Here is a 16,058-nt window from a genome sequence, read left to right as displayed (position 1 = left end):
GTGCTGCTCCTTGCTGCAATCCGGGACCGCCTCCGTTTGCCCCCGCCGGCCTCCGCGGGTGAGCCGTCAGGTCCTAATTTTCGCGACGGTCATCAGGATCGCCGAGTCCTCTTCCGCTTCCAGGCTGTGCAGCCCGTCCGGCACGATCAGGAGGTCACCGCTCTTTCCCTGCCAGGACTCATCGCCGGAGCGGAGCCGGACGCACCCGCGGAGCACAAACACCGTGGCCTCGCCGGGATTCTGGTGCTCGCTGAGCTGGGTCCCGGCCCGGAACGCCATCACCGTCTGGCGGAGGGTCTTTTCATGGCCGCCAAAGGCAGTGTCAGCCGCACGTCCGCTGGGTGCCGCCACGGCAGCCGCCATCTGCTGACGGGCAAGGGCGTCGAGCGATATCTTCTGCATGGGCTTACCCTACTCAAAAACCCGCCCGCTGCCGAGGGCCCTGATCCCCGGAGAAACAGCTGGGCGGGTCAGTACGCCACGTCGAAGTCCTTGAATTCACCGGTGGCCCGGGAAATGGTTTCGTCCACGCTGTCCACCCGGCCCGGCGCGTCCGGCGAGCGCAACCAGCGGCGGAACTCCAGCACCACCGGCTGGGCACCCTCGGCGGCGATAGCCACCGTGCCGTCGTCGTTGTTCCGTACCGTTCCGGTCAGCCCCAGTTCCCCGGCCTTGCGCACCGTCCAGTAGCGGAACCCCACGGCCTGCACCACGCCAGCCACCCGCGCCGTCAGCCGGACCATCTCGCCGGGATCGTTTCTCGGAAACTCAGCCATGCTCCCAATGTAGCGTCCGGCACCGAGGCCGCCACCGGGCACTGGCTGGGTTTTCCACATAGGGACCTTCGCCCCTAACCTTTCCGGAACGCTGCGGAAAGGATAGTGGGGTGCGCTGCGGTGAAGGTGTCGAGCAGACGGCATGGCACATGGAGGTGCCGCGTCTTCCCGCGGTGCTGCATTACGGGAGGGACATCACCATGGCAGGACAATTCGAAATCTTCACGGACGCGGAGGCAAACGTCCGTTTCAGGCTCCTCGGCCCCGACGGTACGGTACTGGCGGTTTCCAAGGCGTACGAGGACAAACGTGCGGCAGCGGAAGGCATCATGGCAGTCCGCGAGTGCGCCGGCACGGGCCTGATCAAAGAAGTCCGCTCCAACGCCTGGGGCGGCACTGGCACCAACAGGCCCGGCTTGCCCACCCCGGCTCACCGCCGGCACCGCCACGTTCCCGCCGTCTAAACGGCGGGATCGCCGGCAACGCCACGTTGCCGGCGGCTACAGGGCGGGATCGCCAGCGCTGAACGGCGCGACCGCATTCCGGCGATTCGCGACGATCGCATAAGAACCGGAACCAACACCACCGACAAACTCCAAGACCCGGAGCGGGTTGCCTGGCAGGCGGCCCGCTTTGTCGCTAACCACTACTTGTCCGCTGTTCCTATTTGTCCGCTGCTCCCCTGGCCGGGCGCAGGGATGTGATCATGGTCCGGACGTCCCGGTACTCGGGGGTGGACGCGTACAGCCTGGCCTTCTCCAGATAGGGCAGCGAGGAATCCCCGGGCGTCTGGTTGGACTCCGGGTTATAGGTCCCGCCGAAGAAGGCGCCGCTGGGCGGCCAGAGGAACAGGTGGAACATGGGGCACGCCGTATCACCGGACTCCTCCGGGAGCATGGTGATGCCGAACGCGGCAACAGTGGACTGCGTGGACACCGTGCCGGTGTCCGCACCCCGGGACTCGAAGACGTACCGGGGTACTCCGCCGTCGGCGCCCCCGGCCTCTGCGAGCGCGAGCATCGGCGCGGCGTCGTAGACCTCGTACGGGGACTTGTCGCGGCATTCCGACCCCGTGACGATGCTGGTCCGTAGCCCTGCCACCAACGTCCCCGCCGGGTTCAGCACGTCGACGAAATCCCCGGTGAGCGCGCCGCCGGGATCCTTGACGGTCCAGCCCGCAGGGTAGTCAAACGACAAGTCTCCGCTGGTGGTGGTGAACGTCCTCCAGCCCGACGGCGGGCCCTCTGGCGCGGGTGTCGAAGCGGCCGGCCCGGGTGACGGGGAGACGGCCGGCGTTGCGCTGTCCGTCGTTGTCCTATCCGGCGGGGTGGTACTTGGCGACGCCGGAACACAGGCCGTCATCAATAAAACCAAGCCAAGAGCGGCGCCCGCACGGGTGCACCGGAGGCCGCCGGGCAAGGCCGGCCGCCTCACGTCATGGCTTCCCGGCAGGCCGCAGGGACATGATCGCCTGCTTGACGTTCTTGTACTCGGGGGTCTCCTTGTAAGCCTCGGGGATATCCACATGCACGGGACCGCCCGGTGTGGCGTCCATGGGATCGTACGCGCCACCGAACATGGCACCGCTGGGCGGCCACGTGAAGAAGTGGAAGATGGGGCAGGCCGTATCTCCGGTGGGCTCGGGCGCCGAGGTAATGCCGTAGGCGAAAGTGAGGGTCGGCCCGGGGTTACCTGCTGCCGGGTCACCGCCGGTCTCCTCCGGGCTATCCGAAGCAGAGGCATCCGCGGCCGGGTCCGCCGAGGCATCCGCGGCCGGGTCCGCCGAGGCATCCGCGGCCGGGTCCGGGCCAGGTTCCTCCGCAGCCGGGTCCGTAACATCCGCCGCAGGGTCCGCACCTGGTTCCTCCAGTGCATCCGCGGCCGGGTCACCTGCCGCAGGGTCACCTGCCGCAGGGTCATCCGCCGCAGGGTCATCTGTTGCCGGATCCGCCTCAACCGGTTCGGTGCGGCCCTCGTAAACGAAGCGCGGCGTTATCCCGCCCTGGGCCAGGGCCGGGACAGGTGCGGAGTCGTACACCATGAAGGGAGACTTCTCAGTGCACTCGGCCCCCACGACCATGTTGGTCCGCAGCGAGGCCATGGTCTTCCCGTAGTCACTGATCAGATCGACGGCGATCCCGCCCTCGGCAGGCTCATCTGCCGGGTCCTTGACGGTCCATGTCTCCGGATAGTCAAACGCGAGGGTGCCATCCGACGTCGTATGTGTCTTCCAGCCCGCCGGTACCGTGGCGGCCGGCGCCGTGGTGCCGTCCGCCGACGTGGGCGTGGCCGGCGTGGCACTGGATGATTGCGGGACTGCCGTCGCCGTCGACGGTGGCGGGGAACTGGTAGCAGGTGCGGCCGGCGTCGACCCGCACCCGGCGAGAACAGCAGCGGCGCAGAAAGCGGAAATGACTGTGGTGAACGACGCTGTCCGGCGCATGGCACTCTCCCCCGAAAAAACAAAGTGGTTGGACCATTCTCAGGGGTTTACGCGCGGAAACAAAGGCCTTTAGACCCTTGGCACTCATCCCGGGCGGAACGCGGAGACCGGGCGTTCCGGCCGTGACGCTACCCACGTTGGGTCCCTGCAATTTCAATTGGCCACGGAACCTTGCTAGAGCTTAACTAATGCAAGACCTCCTCGATCCCGCCCTGCCTTTCCTCGCCCCCGCTCTCGCCGTTGCCTTCGCCGTGGCCGTGGGACTCCTCGCGTCCTGGCTGGTGCGCCGGATTGTGCTCCAACTCAACCGCAACCAGCCCGCCCTCCGCGAGACCTCCCGGGTGGCGCGCCTGCCGTTGCGCCTGGCGCTCTGCCTGATCGGGGTCCGGATCGCCCTAAGCCTCACCACCGACGACGCCGACTGGCGCCGCACCGTGGACCACGCCCTCCAAATTGCGCTCATCGGCTCTATTGCGTGGCTGGCCATCGCGGTGGTCCTCATCATCGAGACGATGGTGCTGACCCGCTACCGGGTGGACGTGGCGGACAACCGGCGCGCCCGCCGGCTCCGCACCCAGGTGATCCTGGCCCGGCGGATCGGCACTGCCCTGATCGCCCTCGTGGCGCTGGGCATCGCGATGCTGACCTTCCCCGCCATCCAGGCCCTCGGCGCCGGGCTGCTGGCCTCCGCCGGTGTCATCTCGATTGTCGCCGGCCTCGCCGCGCAGACCTCCCTAGTCAATGTTTTCGCCGGCATCCAGCTGGCTTTCACCGACGCGATCCGGGTGGACGACGTTGTGGTGGTTCAGAAGGAATGGGGCCGGATCGAGGAGATCACCCTGACCTACGTGGTGGTCCACATCTGGGATGACCGGCGGATGATCCTGCCCTCCACGTATTTCACCACCACCCCGTTCGAGAACTGGACCCGGCGGCAGTCCGAGGTCATGGGCACCGTGGAGTTCGACCTCGACTGGCGCGCCCCGGTGGAGGCCATGCGGGCCGAACTCAAAAAGGTCCTGGCTGGCACCGAACTCTGGGACAAACGGGTGGGCATCCTGCAGATCACCGACGCCACCGCAGGTTTCGTCCGGGTCCGCATCCTGGTCAGCGCCGCGGACAGCGCCGCGCTCTTTGACTTGCGCTGCCTGATTCGCGAGGAGCTGGTCCTGTTCCTGCAGCAGGAACACCCGAGGTCGCTCCCCCACATCCGGCTCGAATCGCTGGGCGCCGCATCGCCGGATTCCGGCGCGTCCCCCACCCCTGGGGCTTCCAACGGCTCCACGAGGCAGCCAGGCACGGTCTCCGCCGCTGACGAGCACGGCCGCCACCCGGCGGATCCGCACGATTCCCAGCTGTTCACGGGCTCCATCGAGGCGATCGAGCGTTCCAAGGCGTTTACCGGCCCGGGCGAGGACGTCTTCGAGGACCGGGACAAGACCGCCCAAAACTGAGCCAGCGTGCCGCCGGCCGGGCCGGTCGACGTGCACATAGCGCCGCCGGGCTCTTCCCTGCCCACGGGAACTGATCAATAATCAGAGGTTGGCGGTCCGGCACCGAGGCCCTCCGCCGCAGCCCGCCGGAGACGCCGAGGAGCCCCCATGACGGTAGAACAACCGACAAACGCATCCGCAGAGGCACCGGCCCGCGATTGGTTCCAGCGAGCCGTCGTCTATCAGATCTACCCGCGCAGCTTTGCCGACGCCAACGGGGACGGCATCGGGGACCTGCGGGGCATCATCAGCAAGCTGGATTACCTGCACCGGCTGGGCGTCGACGTCGTCTGGCTCTCCCCGATCTACACGTCCCCGCAGGATGACAACGGCTACGACATCAGCGACTACCGCACCGTGGACCCGATCTTCGGAACGCTCGAAGAACTGCGGGAGCTCACCGACGGGCTGCACGCCCGGGGAATGAAACTTGTCATGGACCTGGTGGTCAACCACACCTCGGACGAACATCCCTGGTTCGTGGAATCCCGCTCCTCCAAGGACAACCCGAAACGGGACTGGTACTGGTGGCGGCCGCCGCGCGACGCGTCCCCTGACGGCTCACCCGGTTCCGGGGCGGAGCCGAACAACTGGGGATCAGCGTTTTCCGGGCCGGCCTGGGAGTTTGACCAGGCCACCGGCGAGTACTACCTCCACCTGTTCTCCCGGAAGCAGCCGGACCTGAACTGGGAAAACCCGGAGGTGCGGGCTGCGGTCTACGAGATGATGAACTGGTGGCTGGACCGCGGCGTCGACGGCTTCAGGATGGACGTCATCAACTTCATCTCCAAGGACACCGCCCTGCCGGACGGGCCGATCGCCGCCGGAATGCTCTACGGCGACGGCACCCCGTTCTACATTGGCGGGCCACGGATCCACGAGTTCCTCCAGGAAATGCACCGGGAGGTGTTCGCCGGGCGCCCCGGCCCGCTGCTGACCGTCGGTGAAATGCCTGGCGTCACCGTGGACGAGGCCATCCTGTTCACCGACCCGGAGCGGGCCGAGGTGGACATGGTGTTCCAGTTTGAGCATGTTGCCCTAGACCAGGAGAACGGGAACAAGTGGCGTCCCAAGAAGCTCAAGCTCACCGACCTCAAGGCGACCCTGGGTCACTGGCAGACGGGGCTGGCGGAGCGCGGCTGGAACAGCCTCTACTGGGGCAACCACGACCAAGCCCGCGCGGTGTCGCGGTTCGGCGACGACAGCACGCACCGGGAGCTCTCCGCCAAGCTGCTCGCCGGCATCCTGCACCTGCACCGCGGCACGCCCTACGTTTATCAGGGCGAGGAACTCGGAATGACCAACATGACGTTCGGGGCCATCAGCGACTACCGGGACATCGAGGTCCTCAACCACCACCGCGAAGCCACCACCCATCTGGGCCACACCGACGCCGAGGTCCTGGCAGCGCTGGCCCCGCTGAACCGGGACAACGCCCGCACCCCGGTCCAATGGGACGCCTCGCAGCACGCAGGCTTCACCACCGGCTCGCCGTGGATCGCGGTGAACCCGAACGCCAACCACATCAACGCCGCGGCCCAGGTGGATGACCCTGACTCGGTGTACAGCTTCTACCGTAAGGTGATCGGGCTGCGGCACTCCGAGCCGGCCGTTTCGCACGGGGATTTCACCATGCTGCTGCCCCGGGACGAGCACGTCTACGCCTTCGTGCGTTCGCTGCCGGATACCAAGCTGCTGGTGCTGGGCAACTTCTCCGGCCAGGACCAGCAGGTGGCGCTCGACGGCGCCGACGTTCCGCTCGCGTGGGACAGCGCGGAACTGGTCCTGGCCAATTATCCCGCCGACGCTGCGGTTCCGCGGCTGCATCTGCGGCCGTGGGAACTGAAGGTGTTCCGCGCCGGAGCATCCCATCCGAGCTGAACCGAGTGAAGGAGCCTGCCATGACCATTCCACCGCCCTTCGAACCTGGGCCGTTCCCGCCGGAACCCGGGCCCACCACGCCCGAGCCCCCGCCCGGGAACCCGTTTCCACCGGAGCCCGGCCCGGTACCTCCGCCGGCACCCATTCCGGAGCCTGGCCCGGCACCAACCCCCGGCCCCTTTCCCGTGCCAGGACCGTTACCGGTGCCCGATCCCGGTCCGGTTCCGCCGAGCCCGGACCCCACCCGGTTCTAGCCCGGGCTTCCCGCGAGGCGTCAGACGGCTAGCTCCGCCGGCCCCGGCGTGACGCGCGAAAGTGCCCGCGACGCGCAAAAGACCCCTCGCGCCCGTATTCGGGTGTCGAGGGGTCTTTCGCGCGTCGCCAGGAAGTAAGCGTGCCGCCAGTTACAGCAGGACGATGTCGTGCGTCTGGTGGTTGTAGTGGATAACCAGCCGGCCGCCGGAGTGGTGGACTTCGTGGTTGGGGCCATCGAAGGTCCCGAAGGCGCCGTAGTTCTCGTCCCAGGAGCGGTTGAGCGCGATCTTGAAGGTGTAGGAACCGGCCGGAAGGTTTGCGGCCAGCTTCCAGAGCTGATCGACGAGGTCCAGCTCCATCTGGGATTCGTCGTACTGCGGGGCCCAGTTGGCCGGGGCACCCAGCAGGACGTTGAAGTCGCCGGCCACTGCCACCGCGGCCGGCTGCTCGATGGTCTGGGCTGCTGTTTCCGGGGCGGCGGCCGGGGTGGCTTCAGCCGCCGGAGCGGGCTCAGAAACCGGCGCAGACCCGGCGGCCAGTGTTTCTGCCGGGGCCTTGGCGGCGGGGGCTTTGCGCTTGCGGACTGCCTTGGCGACGGGAGCGACGGCTTCTTCGACCAGTTTGGCGGCCTTGCCGGCGATCTTTTCGCCGACGGAGGAGTCGTCCTTGGGTGCAGCGTCTGCAGCGGACTTGCCGGCAGGCGCCGACGGGAGGGGGGTCTCGGCCGGAACCGGGGTTCCGGCGTCGAGCGCTGCGCCGAACGCGGCGGGGTCAGCGAACGCGACGGTGGCCCGCTGGCCGTCCTCGGTGATGGTCCAGCCCGCACGGCCCTTAACCAGCCAGCCGGCCTTGACCAGCTTCGCGGTGGCGGTGGTCAGCGTCTTGTGGCCGCGCGGAATTCCGCCGCTGAGCAGTTCGCGTTCGAAATCGTTGAGCGGTACGCGGGTGATTGCCTCACCCAGCACGGCGCCGGCGTTCAGTTTCTCACCGGTCCACACGCCCTCAGCGAGCACGTCCAGTACAGTCTTCAGTCGACGGGTGGTGTTTTCGGCAGTGTTCGCGCCCATGGGTCTCCTCTAGAACAATTGATCCACCTGCATTTTGCCAAGGATCGACGAGTTTCCGCGAGTCGGGAGCGGTTAACTCTGTGTGTCGTCACCCACTATTACATCCGAACCGGGCGTCCGCGAGGATCACACACCCAGTACCCGCCAGTAGCAATACAACCTGGGGTCGGCTGCGGCCCGCCCGGGGAGCCGCCACGGGCTGCAGCTGGGCCCGTTGGGGTTAGAGCTTGGGGATGAGAACGGGGGTGTTTTTCTTGTAGGCCTCATAGTCGGCCTGGCCGCCCCACTTCTTGTCGGACTTCTTCTCCAGCAGCGGCACACCGCTGACCTTGGTGAGCAGCAGGATGACAAAAACCGGCGAGATCAGCGCCACCCATTGCCAGCCCTCCAGTGCAGGAGCGGCGATGATGGCGACGCCGATCCACAGCAGGATCTCGCCAAAGTAATTCGGGTGGCGGGACTTGGACCACAGTCCGGTGGAGATGAACGTGCCTTTGTTGGCGGATTCGGCGTTGAAGCGGCTCTTCTGCAGGTCCGCCATGGCCTCGATGGCGAACCCAAGGGCCCAGACGAGGAAGCCGACCAGCGCGAACCAGTCAAGCCCCACCCGGGTCGCCGATGTAATGGCCACCCAGGCTGCTGCGGCCGTGAAGACCACCCAGAGTCCCTGGATTGTCCACACGTTGAGGAACCGCACGAACGACGGCTTGATCTCGTCGAAGCGGTCGTCCTTGCCGGCTTTGCTGATCCGGCGGAACAGGAAGCTTCCCAGCCGGATCGCCCAGATGAGGACCAGGGCCGCCAGCAGCAGTGCCCGCGCGTCGATCCCGGGGGTGAGCAGGACCAGCAGCACGGTGATGGCGATATAGGTCAGTGAGCCGGTCAGGTCGTAGAACTTCTCGGTCTGGGCCTTGAACGAGGGGATAAACACCAGCCACTGGATGAGGAACGCCGCCCCGACCGCCAGGGCGAAGACGGGGATCCCGCCCAGCGTGGCGCCGCCCTGGGAGCCTGCCACGGCCACGAGTGCCGCCAGCAGCACCACCAGAGGCAGGGCGATGAGCGACTTACGGTACGAATCCTTCACGAGGAAACCCTTTCATCCGTTGAGCGGGCCGTGGCCATGTCGGTGGGGAACGAAGTTCCGGGCAACAGCAGTTTTAGCCATCCTAATGGATAATCAAATAGGATTGAATAATAGATCATCGAACTAGCTTGACGAATCCCGGGATCCGGACCCCCAAGGAGTGGACATGACCGCGTCGCAGCACCACCCGGCCACGCTGGCCTTGCAGAGCCTGTTCACCCTCGCCAACGAAACCGAGTGGGAGATCGCCCGCGGCATGGGGCTGAACCTCACGGACTTCCGCGCACTGTCCGTGCTCGGACTTTCAGGACCGGTCACCGTGGGCAAACTCGCCGAAGAGCTGGGCGCCACCCCCGCCACCACCACCGCCATCGTCAGCCGGCTGGAGTCCCGCGGCTACGTTGCGCGCCGCCGCAGTACCGACGACCGCCGCCAGGTCCAAGTGAACGCCACAGCAACATCGTTCACCAGGATTATGAGCCTGATGCTGCCGCTCATGACCGCCACCAACGAACACCTCCGGGCCCTGCCGGCCGCAGACCAGAGGGTCGTCACGGACTTCCTCGACGCCGCCCAGCGCCTCATGCGCGACCACCTGCACGCACTTTCCGAAAAGGACGCCCGATGAGAGAGTTCACCACCCCGCTGCTGGTTGAGGCGTCCGGTCACCGCAACGCCACCGAGTTGCTCCTGCAGCGCTACCGGAGCTCCCCGGACCACGTTGCCTTCGAAGTACGCGCCGCCGGAGCCGCGATTACCGAACCGTGGCGCCAGGTGACCACCCGGCAATTCGTTGATGAGGTGCGGGCCCTGGCTAAAGGCCTGATCGCCGCAGGCATCACACCCGGGGAAGCCCTCGCCATCATGTCTCCCACCCGGTACGAGTGGGCGCTGGCCGACATGGCCGCGTGGTTCGCCAGCGCCGTCGTGGTCCCGGTCTACGAGACATCCGCCGCGCCCCAGGTGACCGCGATCCTCGCCGACGCCGGGGTCCGGCTGGCGATCGCCGGCACCGCCGGGCATGCTGCCCTGCTGGAGGTGGGTTTCGCGGAAGCCGGAATCCCGGGTCTGGGGATCTGGACCATGGACGTCAGGCCGGGCGCGGACCTGGCCGACCTTGTGGCCCGCGGCGCCGGAATTTCCGATGCCGCGGTGGAGGAACGGCGCCTGCTGGCAGGCCTCGACTCGGTTGCGACCATCGTGTACACCTCCGGCACCACGGCCGCGCCCAAGGGTGCGCTCATCACCCACGGGAACTTCGTAGGCCAGGTCCTGAACGTGGCCGCGGCTTACACCGGCGTGGTCCGCGAGGGCGGCAACACCATCATCTTCCTGCCGATGGCCCACGTGCTGGCCCGTGGTCTGCAACTGACCTGCCTGGCCAACGGCATGCGCATCGCCCATTTGTCCGATCCCCGGGACGTGGTACCTGCCCTGGGCGTCCTGAAACCGACGTTCCTGGTGGTGGTTCCCCGCGTGCTCCAGAAGATCCAGGCGTCCGCCGCGGCGGCCGCGGCGCAGAAGCACCTGGGACGGGTGTGGTCGTCGGCGCAGGGCACCGCGGTTGCCTGGGGCCGGTTTGCGCAGGCCCGCGACGCCGACCCGGCCACCCGGCCCGCGCTGGGGCTGCGGGTCAGGCATGCGCTGTTTGACCGGCTGTTTTACGCCCGGCTCCGGACGCTGATGGGCGGGCGCCTGGACTACCTGCTGTCCGGTGCCGCCGCGCTCGACGCCGAGCTGTCCCTTTTCTTCCGAGGCCTCGGCCTGCCGGTGGTGGAGGGCTACGGCCTCACCGAGACCACCGCCCCGCTGACCGGCAACATGCCCGGCTCCATCCGGGCCGGATCCGTGGGCGTTCCGATGCCGGGCACCACCGTGCGGATCTCCGACCGGGGCGAGGTGCTGGCCCGCGGCGTCGGAGTGTTTGCCGGCTACCGCAGGCCGGCCGACAACGCCGACGCGTTCATGGACGGGTTCTTCCGCACCGGAGACCTTGGCGAACTGGACGAGTCCGGAAGCCTGACCCTGAACGGCCGGATCAAGGATGTCATTGTTACCGCGGGCGGCAAAACCATCTCCCCCGCCATCTGGGAGGGCTACGTGGAGGGCGACCCCCTCGTGGCCCACGCCGTGATGGTCGGAGAGGGCAAACCCTATCTGGGCGGCCTGGTGCTGCTGGACCCGGAGTCCGTCGCGGCGTGGGCAGAACGGGAGGGCATCGCCGACCTCGCCGGCCTGCAGATCCCCGACGACGGCGGCGCCGTCCAGATCGATGACGTGCGGCTCCTCACCGCGATCGGGAAAGCCGTGTCCGCCGCGAACGCGAAGATCGCCCGGTCCGAGCAGGTCCGCCGCTTCGTGCTCCTGCTCACCGACCTCAGCGAAGCCAACGGCATCGTGACCCCCACCATGAAACTCAAACGCGGCGCCTTTACCGAACGCGCCCACCACATCGTGGACAAGCTGTACGCCGACCCAAGGAGCCAAGCATGAACGTCCGCACCAAAAAGTGGCTGTTGACCTACGCAGCCACCGCCGTCATCTTCGCCGTCATCGACGTCGCCTGGATCAGCACCGTGGCCAACCGGCAGTACGAAAGCCAGATCGGTGACCTGCTCGCCCCCAGCGTAAACCTGGCCGGCGCCGTCGTGTTCTACCTGGTCTACGTCGCGGGCATCGTGCACTACGGGGTCCGGCCCAACAACGCCGCCGCCTCGATGCGGCAGCGGGTGCAGGGAGCCGCACTGTTCGGCTTCTTCACCTACGCCACGTGGGCGCTCACCGCGCTCGCCGTCCTCAAAAGCTTCCCCGTCCTAGTGGCCGTGACCGACATCGCCTGGGGCGCTGCGGTGTGCAGTGCGGTCACCTGGCTGACGGCCACCCTCCTGCGCCGCACGCTCGCGAAGCCCGGTCCCGCGCGGTAACTCCCACCGGCACCACCCGCGGGGCCGCGGGTTCACTCCCCGGCGCTCCAATGGGCGCCGGTCTCGGCAACGTAGGCGGCCACGGCGGCGTCGACGGTGCGGTAAAAGTGGCGCGGTTCGATCTCGCGGGTCAGTTCATAACGTTCGAACTTCTCCCGGACACCGTGCTTGAGCTCCGCGAACACCAACGACGTGCCCTGCGCGTTCAGCTCGCGGTCCAGCTCAAGGAGCACGTCCGAGGCTGTGGTGTCGACGTCGGTGATGGGCTCGGCGGCGATGACAATCCACCGCGGTTTAGGCTCGGCGCGTGCCAGCCGCCGCACGTTTTCGCGGAACGGCCTGACGTTGGCGAAGAACAACGGGGCGTCGAAGCGGTAAATCACGAGGCCGGGCAGGTGCTTGGCGTCCGGGTGGACGTGCACGTCGTGAAATCCCTCCACTCCCGGGACGCGGCCGATCACCGTCTCGTAGGGCCACCAGGCCCGGCGGAAGATGTTGAGGATGGACAGGCCCACCGCAATGCCGATGCCGGGCAGCACCCCCAGCAGCACCACCCCGAACAAGGCCGCGACCGAGAGCAGAAATTCGCTCTTGCGCTGACGCCAAAGACGCACGCTGCCCGGGACGTCCGCGAGTGATACCGAGGCGGTGATCACGATGGCCGCCAGCGCCGGCTGGGGCAGGTTCCGGAACAGCCCCGGCAGCAGCACCAGCATGAGCAGGATCAGGACGGCGCCGGTCACGCCGGTGAGCTGGGTCTTCGAGCCCGCGCGCTCCGCGACCGCTGTCCGGGAGGCGCTGGTGCTGACGGGGAAGCCCTGGAAAAGTCCCGCCGCCAGGTTGGCTGCACCGATGCTGATCATTTCCTGGTTGCCGCGGACTTCCTGACGGGTGCGGGCGGCGAACGACGTCGCCGTCGAAATCGTGTCCGTCAGTGACACCACCGCAATCCCCAGGGCGCCGGCGGACATCAGGGCGACGTCGGTGAGCTCCAGCGAGGGGACCGTGAACGGCGGGAAGCCCTGCGGAAGCTCCCCGACGAGTGAAACGCCCCGATCCGCGAGATTCAGGACCGTCGCGGCACCGATCGCGAGCACCACCATCACGAGCACCGACGGGACTTTGGGCAGCCACCGCTGCAACGCCAGGACCAGCACAATCCCCGCGATCCCGACGGCGGCCGCGGCCACCACGGTTTCGCCCCTGGCCAGGCCCTGGCTGAAGCCGGTGAGGTCAGCGACGAAGCCCTCGGCCTGCACCGAGAACCCGAAGAGCTTGGGCAGCTGGCTGACCAGAATCGTGACGGCGAGACCGTTCATGTAACCGATCATGGTGGGCTTGGAAATAAGGTCCGCGATGAAACCCAGCCGGGCCACCGAGGCGAGGATCATGAGGACACCGACCATCAAGGCGAGCAATGACGCCAGCGCCACCGCTTTCTGCGGATCGCCGTCGGACGCGACGATCGGCAGGACCGTCGCTGCGATCAGTGGGCCCAGCGCGGAATCCGGGCCCAGCACCAGGATCCGGGACGGGCCGAAAACTGCATAGGCGAGCAGGCAGAGGACCGTGGTGTAGAGCCCGGTAATCGGCGGCAGTCCTGCCAGCACGGCGTAGGCCATGCCCTGGGGCACCAGGAGCGTCGCCAGGACGATGCCGGCGACGATGTCCTTCCAGAACCAACTGCCCCGGTACGTCGCGGCGGCGTCGAGCCCTGGCATCACCCGCACCAGCGCGGCCGCACTGCGGTGTCGAGTCGTGGTCATACCTGCACTATGCCGTGCGGTGCCGCCCGGCGCATCCTTCGCCGCTGGTGAACCGGGCAGTCGGCGAACCGGGCAGTCGGCGAACCGGGCAGCCGGCGAACCGGCGGGGCCGGCGAACCGGGCAGGCGGCGAACCGGCGGGGCCGGGCGTTGTGCCTCCTGCCGCGCGGGCTTAGAGTGGCGGTCTGCCCCGGCGGTCCTTCCGGCAGCACGATCCCGCACCGGATGCCGCCCCCTTTCCGTCCATCTGAGGAGACCCCATGGAAACCCGCACGCTCGGTACGCTCACCGTCTCGCCCTTGGGTTTGGGATGCATGGGGATGAGCGAGTTCTACGGCCAGCCGGACGACACCGAGGCCACCGCCACCATCCACGCCTTCCTCGACGCAGGCGGCAGCCTGTTGGACACCGCGGACATGTACGGTCCTTTCACGAACGAGGAACTGGTGGGCCGTGCCATCGCGGGCCGGCGCGAGGACGTGGTCCTCGCCACCAAGTTCGGCAATGAACGCCGGGCCGACGGCTCCTGGGTGGGCATCAACGGCTCCCCCGACTACGTGCGGGCAGCCTGCGACGCGAGCCTGCAGCGGCTGGGCGTTGACCACATCGATCTGTACTACCAGCACCGTGTGGACAAGACCGTCCCGATCGAGGAAACGGTCGGCGCCATGGCGGAGCTGGTGCAGGCCGGCAAAGTCCGGCACCTGGGCTTGTCCGAAGCCAGCGCCGGCACCGTGCGCCGCGCCCACGCGGTGCATCCCATCGCCGCCTTGCAGTCCGAATACTCGCTCTGGGAACGGGAGCCTGAGACCAAGGTCTTTCCAGTGCTCGCCGAGCTGGGCATCGGCTTTGTCCCCTACAGCCCGCTGGGCCGCGGCTTCCTGACCGGGCAGTTCCGGAGCCCGGACGACTTCGCCGAGGACGATTTCCGCCGGCACTCCCCACGTTTCCAAGGCGAAAACTTCACCCGCAACCTCCACCTCGTGGACCGGGTCAAGGCGCTGGCGGACCAGAAGGGCTGCACCCCGGCTCAACTGGCACTTGCCTGGCTGCTGGCCCAGGGCGCGCACATCGTTCCCATTCCGGGTACCAAGAAACGCGGGCGCCTGCAGGAGAACCTGGGCGCCCTCGACGTCGAGCTCACCGCTGCGGACCTTGCCCGGTTGGACGAACTCGCACCGGCCGGGGCGGCAGCAGGCGCACGCTACCCGGACATGGGCAGCATCGACAGCTGACGCTGGCCCGCTTTGACCAACGCGGGTCAGTGGCCGGACGCCGCCAGATCAGCCAGCAGCTCGGTCTTCCGGTCCTCGCTGGCAAATGAGGACCGGATCGAGTTCGCGGCCATCCGTACGCAGTCGAACTCGGACAGACCAATCACCGACTTGAGCTGCGCGAAGTTGTCATCGACGTATCCGCCGAAATAGGCGGGATCGTCCGAGTTGACGCTGACGTTCAAACCGGCGGCGAGCATGGCCGGCAGCGGGTGGTCGGCCATGGTGTCCACAGCGCGGAGCCGGACGTTGGACAGCGGGCACACCGTCAGCGGCACCAGGTCCTGCACCAGCCGCTCCACCAGCTCGGGATCGTCCATGCAGCGGATGCCGTGATCGATCCGTTCCACGTCCAGGAGTTCCAGCGCATCGATAATGTACGACGCCGGGCCCTCCTCCCCGGCGTGCGCGATCCGGTGCAGCCCCGCGTCCTTGGCCCGCGCAAACAGCCGCTGGAACTTGGCTGGCGGATTGCCTACCTCGGCCGAATCGAGGCCGATGCCGGCGATCGGCGCATTCATGGCGAGCAGCTGCTCCAGCACCTCAAGCGCCGAATCCTCGGACTGGTCCCGCAGGAACGCGGCGATGAGCAGGGTGGAGATCCCGAACTCCGCAACGGAGTTGGCCAGCACCGATGCCACGCCATTCACGCAGGTCGCCAGGGCCACGCCGCGGGACAGGTGCGCCTGCGGATCGAGCATGATTTCGGCGTGCCGGACCCCGGCGAGCGCTGCCCGGGTCAGGTACGCCCGGGCCATGTCGGCGAAGTCCTGCTCGGTCTGCAGCACAGCCATATTGGCGTAGTAAAGGTCCAGGAACGATTGCAGATCCGTGAATTCGTAGCGGGAGCGCAGTTCGTCCAGGTCTGCATACGGCAGCCGGATTCCGTTGCGTTCCGCGAGCGCAAAGATCAGGTCGGGCTCAAGCGTTCCCTCGATATGCAGGTGGAGTTCCGCGACCGGCAGCGGACCGTGCACCTCCTCGGGAATCTCGGCAAATTCGTGCACTTCAATGTCGGCTGTTGCTGAGCTGTGCGGTGCGGCGCCCTCGGTGGCGGCGGCGCCGTCGTTAGTTTCCATTCGGTAAGGATATG

At 67.5% G+C, this 16,058-nt stretch carries 15 protein-coding genes; 7 read left to right on the top strand and 8 right to left on the bottom strand.

Annotation, left to right across the window (positions count from 1 at the left end; translation table 11 throughout):
* Positions 1-66: 66 nt before the first annotated feature.
* Entirely contained in the window at positions 67-402 is a 336-nt protein-coding gene (locus VUN84_03615; GenBank protein XAS64773.1) for a cupin domain-containing protein, read from the bottom strand.
* A gap of 68 nt (positions 403-470) precedes the next feature.
* Positions 471-776, bottom strand: coding sequence for an acylphosphatase (locus VUN84_03610; protein XAS64772.1), 306 nt, complete (start codon positions 774-776; stop codon positions 471-473).
* A gap of 200 nt (positions 777-976) precedes the next feature.
* On the opposite strand from VUN84_03610, the gene VUN84_03605 reads away from it, so the two are divergent.
* Complete coding sequence (locus VUN84_03605) at positions 977-1,240, top strand: YegP family protein (protein ID XAS64771.1); 264 nt, start codon at positions 977-979, stop codon at positions 1,238-1,240.
* 199 nt (positions 1,241-1,439) lie between these two features.
* Here VUN84_03605 and VUN84_03600 read toward each other — a convergent pair whose 3' ends face one another.
* Together VUN84_03600 and VUN84_03595 are read right to left on the bottom strand one after the other, a co-directional pair.
* Complete coding sequence (locus tag VUN84_03600; GenBank protein XAS64770.1) at positions 1,440-1,973, bottom strand: hypothetical protein; 534 nt, start codon at positions 1,971-1,973, stop codon at positions 1,440-1,442.
* A gap of 238 nt (positions 1,974-2,211) precedes the next feature.
* A complete protein-coding gene (locus VUN84_03595) occupies positions 2,212-3,219 on the bottom strand; it encodes a hypothetical protein (GenBank protein ID XAS64769.1) in 1,008 nt (335 codons plus the stop codon).
* A 188-nt stretch (positions 3,220-3,407) separates the two neighbouring features.
* Between VUN84_03595 and VUN84_03590 the strand changes: the two genes are divergently transcribed.
* Together VUN84_03590 and VUN84_03585 are read left to right on the top strand one after the other, a co-directional pair.
* Positions 3,408-4,673 (top strand): mechanosensitive ion channel domain-containing protein, encoded by a 1,266-nt coding sequence (locus VUN84_03590; protein ID XAS64768.1) that lies wholly within the window; start codon positions 3,408-3,410, stop codon positions 4,671-4,673.
* Between the two features lie 147 nt (positions 4,674-4,820).
* Positions 4,821-6,593 carry an alpha-glucosidase gene (locus tag VUN84_03585; GenBank protein XAS64767.1) on the top strand — a complete coding sequence of 591 codons (1,773 nt, stop codon included), beginning with the start codon at positions 4,821-4,823 and terminating at the stop codon, positions 6,591-6,593.
* A 404-nt stretch (positions 6,594-6,997) separates the two neighbouring features.
* Here the strand turns inward: VUN84_03585 and VUN84_03580 are convergent, their stop codons facing one another.
* Both VUN84_03580 and VUN84_03575 read right to left on the bottom strand, forming a co-directional pair.
* Complete coding sequence (locus VUN84_03580; protein ID XAS64766.1) at positions 6,998-7,915, bottom strand: glycosidase; 918 nt, start codon at positions 7,913-7,915, stop codon at positions 6,998-7,000.
* A 220-nt stretch (positions 7,916-8,135) separates the two neighbouring features.
* Positions 8,136-9,002 carry a DUF1295 domain-containing protein gene (locus tag VUN84_03575; protein ID XAS64765.1) on the bottom strand — a complete coding sequence of 289 codons (867 nt, stop codon included), beginning with the start codon at positions 9,000-9,002 and terminating at the stop codon, positions 8,136-8,138.
* A gap of 166 nt (positions 9,003-9,168) precedes the next feature.
* On the opposite strand from VUN84_03575, the gene VUN84_03570 reads away from it, so the two are divergent.
* The 3 genes from VUN84_03570 to VUN84_03560 are packed head-to-tail and all read left to right on the top strand — an operon-like array spanning position 9,169 to position 11,926.
* Positions 9,169-9,630: a MarR family transcriptional regulator gene (locus VUN84_03570; GenBank protein ID XAS64764.1), complete on the top strand. Its 462-nt coding sequence runs from the start codon at positions 9,169-9,171 to the stop codon at positions 9,628-9,630.
* Positions 9,627-11,495: an AMP-dependent synthetase/ligase gene (locus tag VUN84_03565; GenBank protein XAS64763.1), complete on the top strand. Its 1,869-nt coding sequence runs from the start codon at positions 9,627-9,629 to the stop codon at positions 11,493-11,495. Before VUN84_03570 ends, VUN84_03565 begins: the two co-directional genes overlap by 4 nt.
* Positions 11,492-11,926, top strand: a complete 435-nt coding sequence (locus VUN84_03560) for a DUF2177 family protein (protein ID XAS64762.1) — start codon at positions 11,492-11,494, stop codon at positions 11,924-11,926. The genes VUN84_03565 and VUN84_03560 overlap by 4 nt, the downstream gene beginning before the upstream one ends.
* 32 nt (positions 11,927-11,958) lie before the next feature.
* Here VUN84_03560 and sulP read toward each other — a convergent pair whose 3' ends face one another.
* The gene (gene sulP / locus VUN84_03555; GenBank protein XAS64761.1) at positions 11,959-13,692 is read right to left on the bottom strand and encodes a sulfate permease; all 1,734 of its coding nucleotides are present in this window, start codon (positions 13,690-13,692) and stop codon (positions 11,959-11,961) included.
* Positions 13,693-13,951: 259 nt separating this feature from the next.
* Between sulP and VUN84_03550 the strand changes: the two genes are divergently transcribed.
* The gene (locus tag VUN84_03550; protein ID XAS64760.1) at positions 13,952-14,926 is read left to right on the top strand and encodes an aldo/keto reductase; all 975 of its coding nucleotides are present in this window, start codon (positions 13,952-13,954) and stop codon (positions 14,924-14,926) included.
* 26 nt (positions 14,927-14,952) lie between these two features.
* Here the strand turns inward: VUN84_03550 and VUN84_03545 are convergent, their stop codons facing one another.
* Positions 14,953-16,044 (bottom strand): adenosine deaminase, encoded by a 1,092-nt coding sequence (locus tag VUN84_03545; protein ID XAS64759.1) that lies wholly within the window; start codon positions 16,042-16,044, stop codon positions 14,953-14,955.
* Positions 16,045-16,058: the final 14 nt, after the last annotated feature.

Source organism: Micrococcaceae bacterium Sec5.8 (assembly GCA_039636775.1).
Taxonomy (GTDB): domain Bacteria; phylum Actinomycetota; class Actinomycetes; order Actinomycetales; family Micrococcaceae; genus Arthrobacter.
This window is presented reverse-complemented; position numbering and strand designations above follow the sequence as displayed.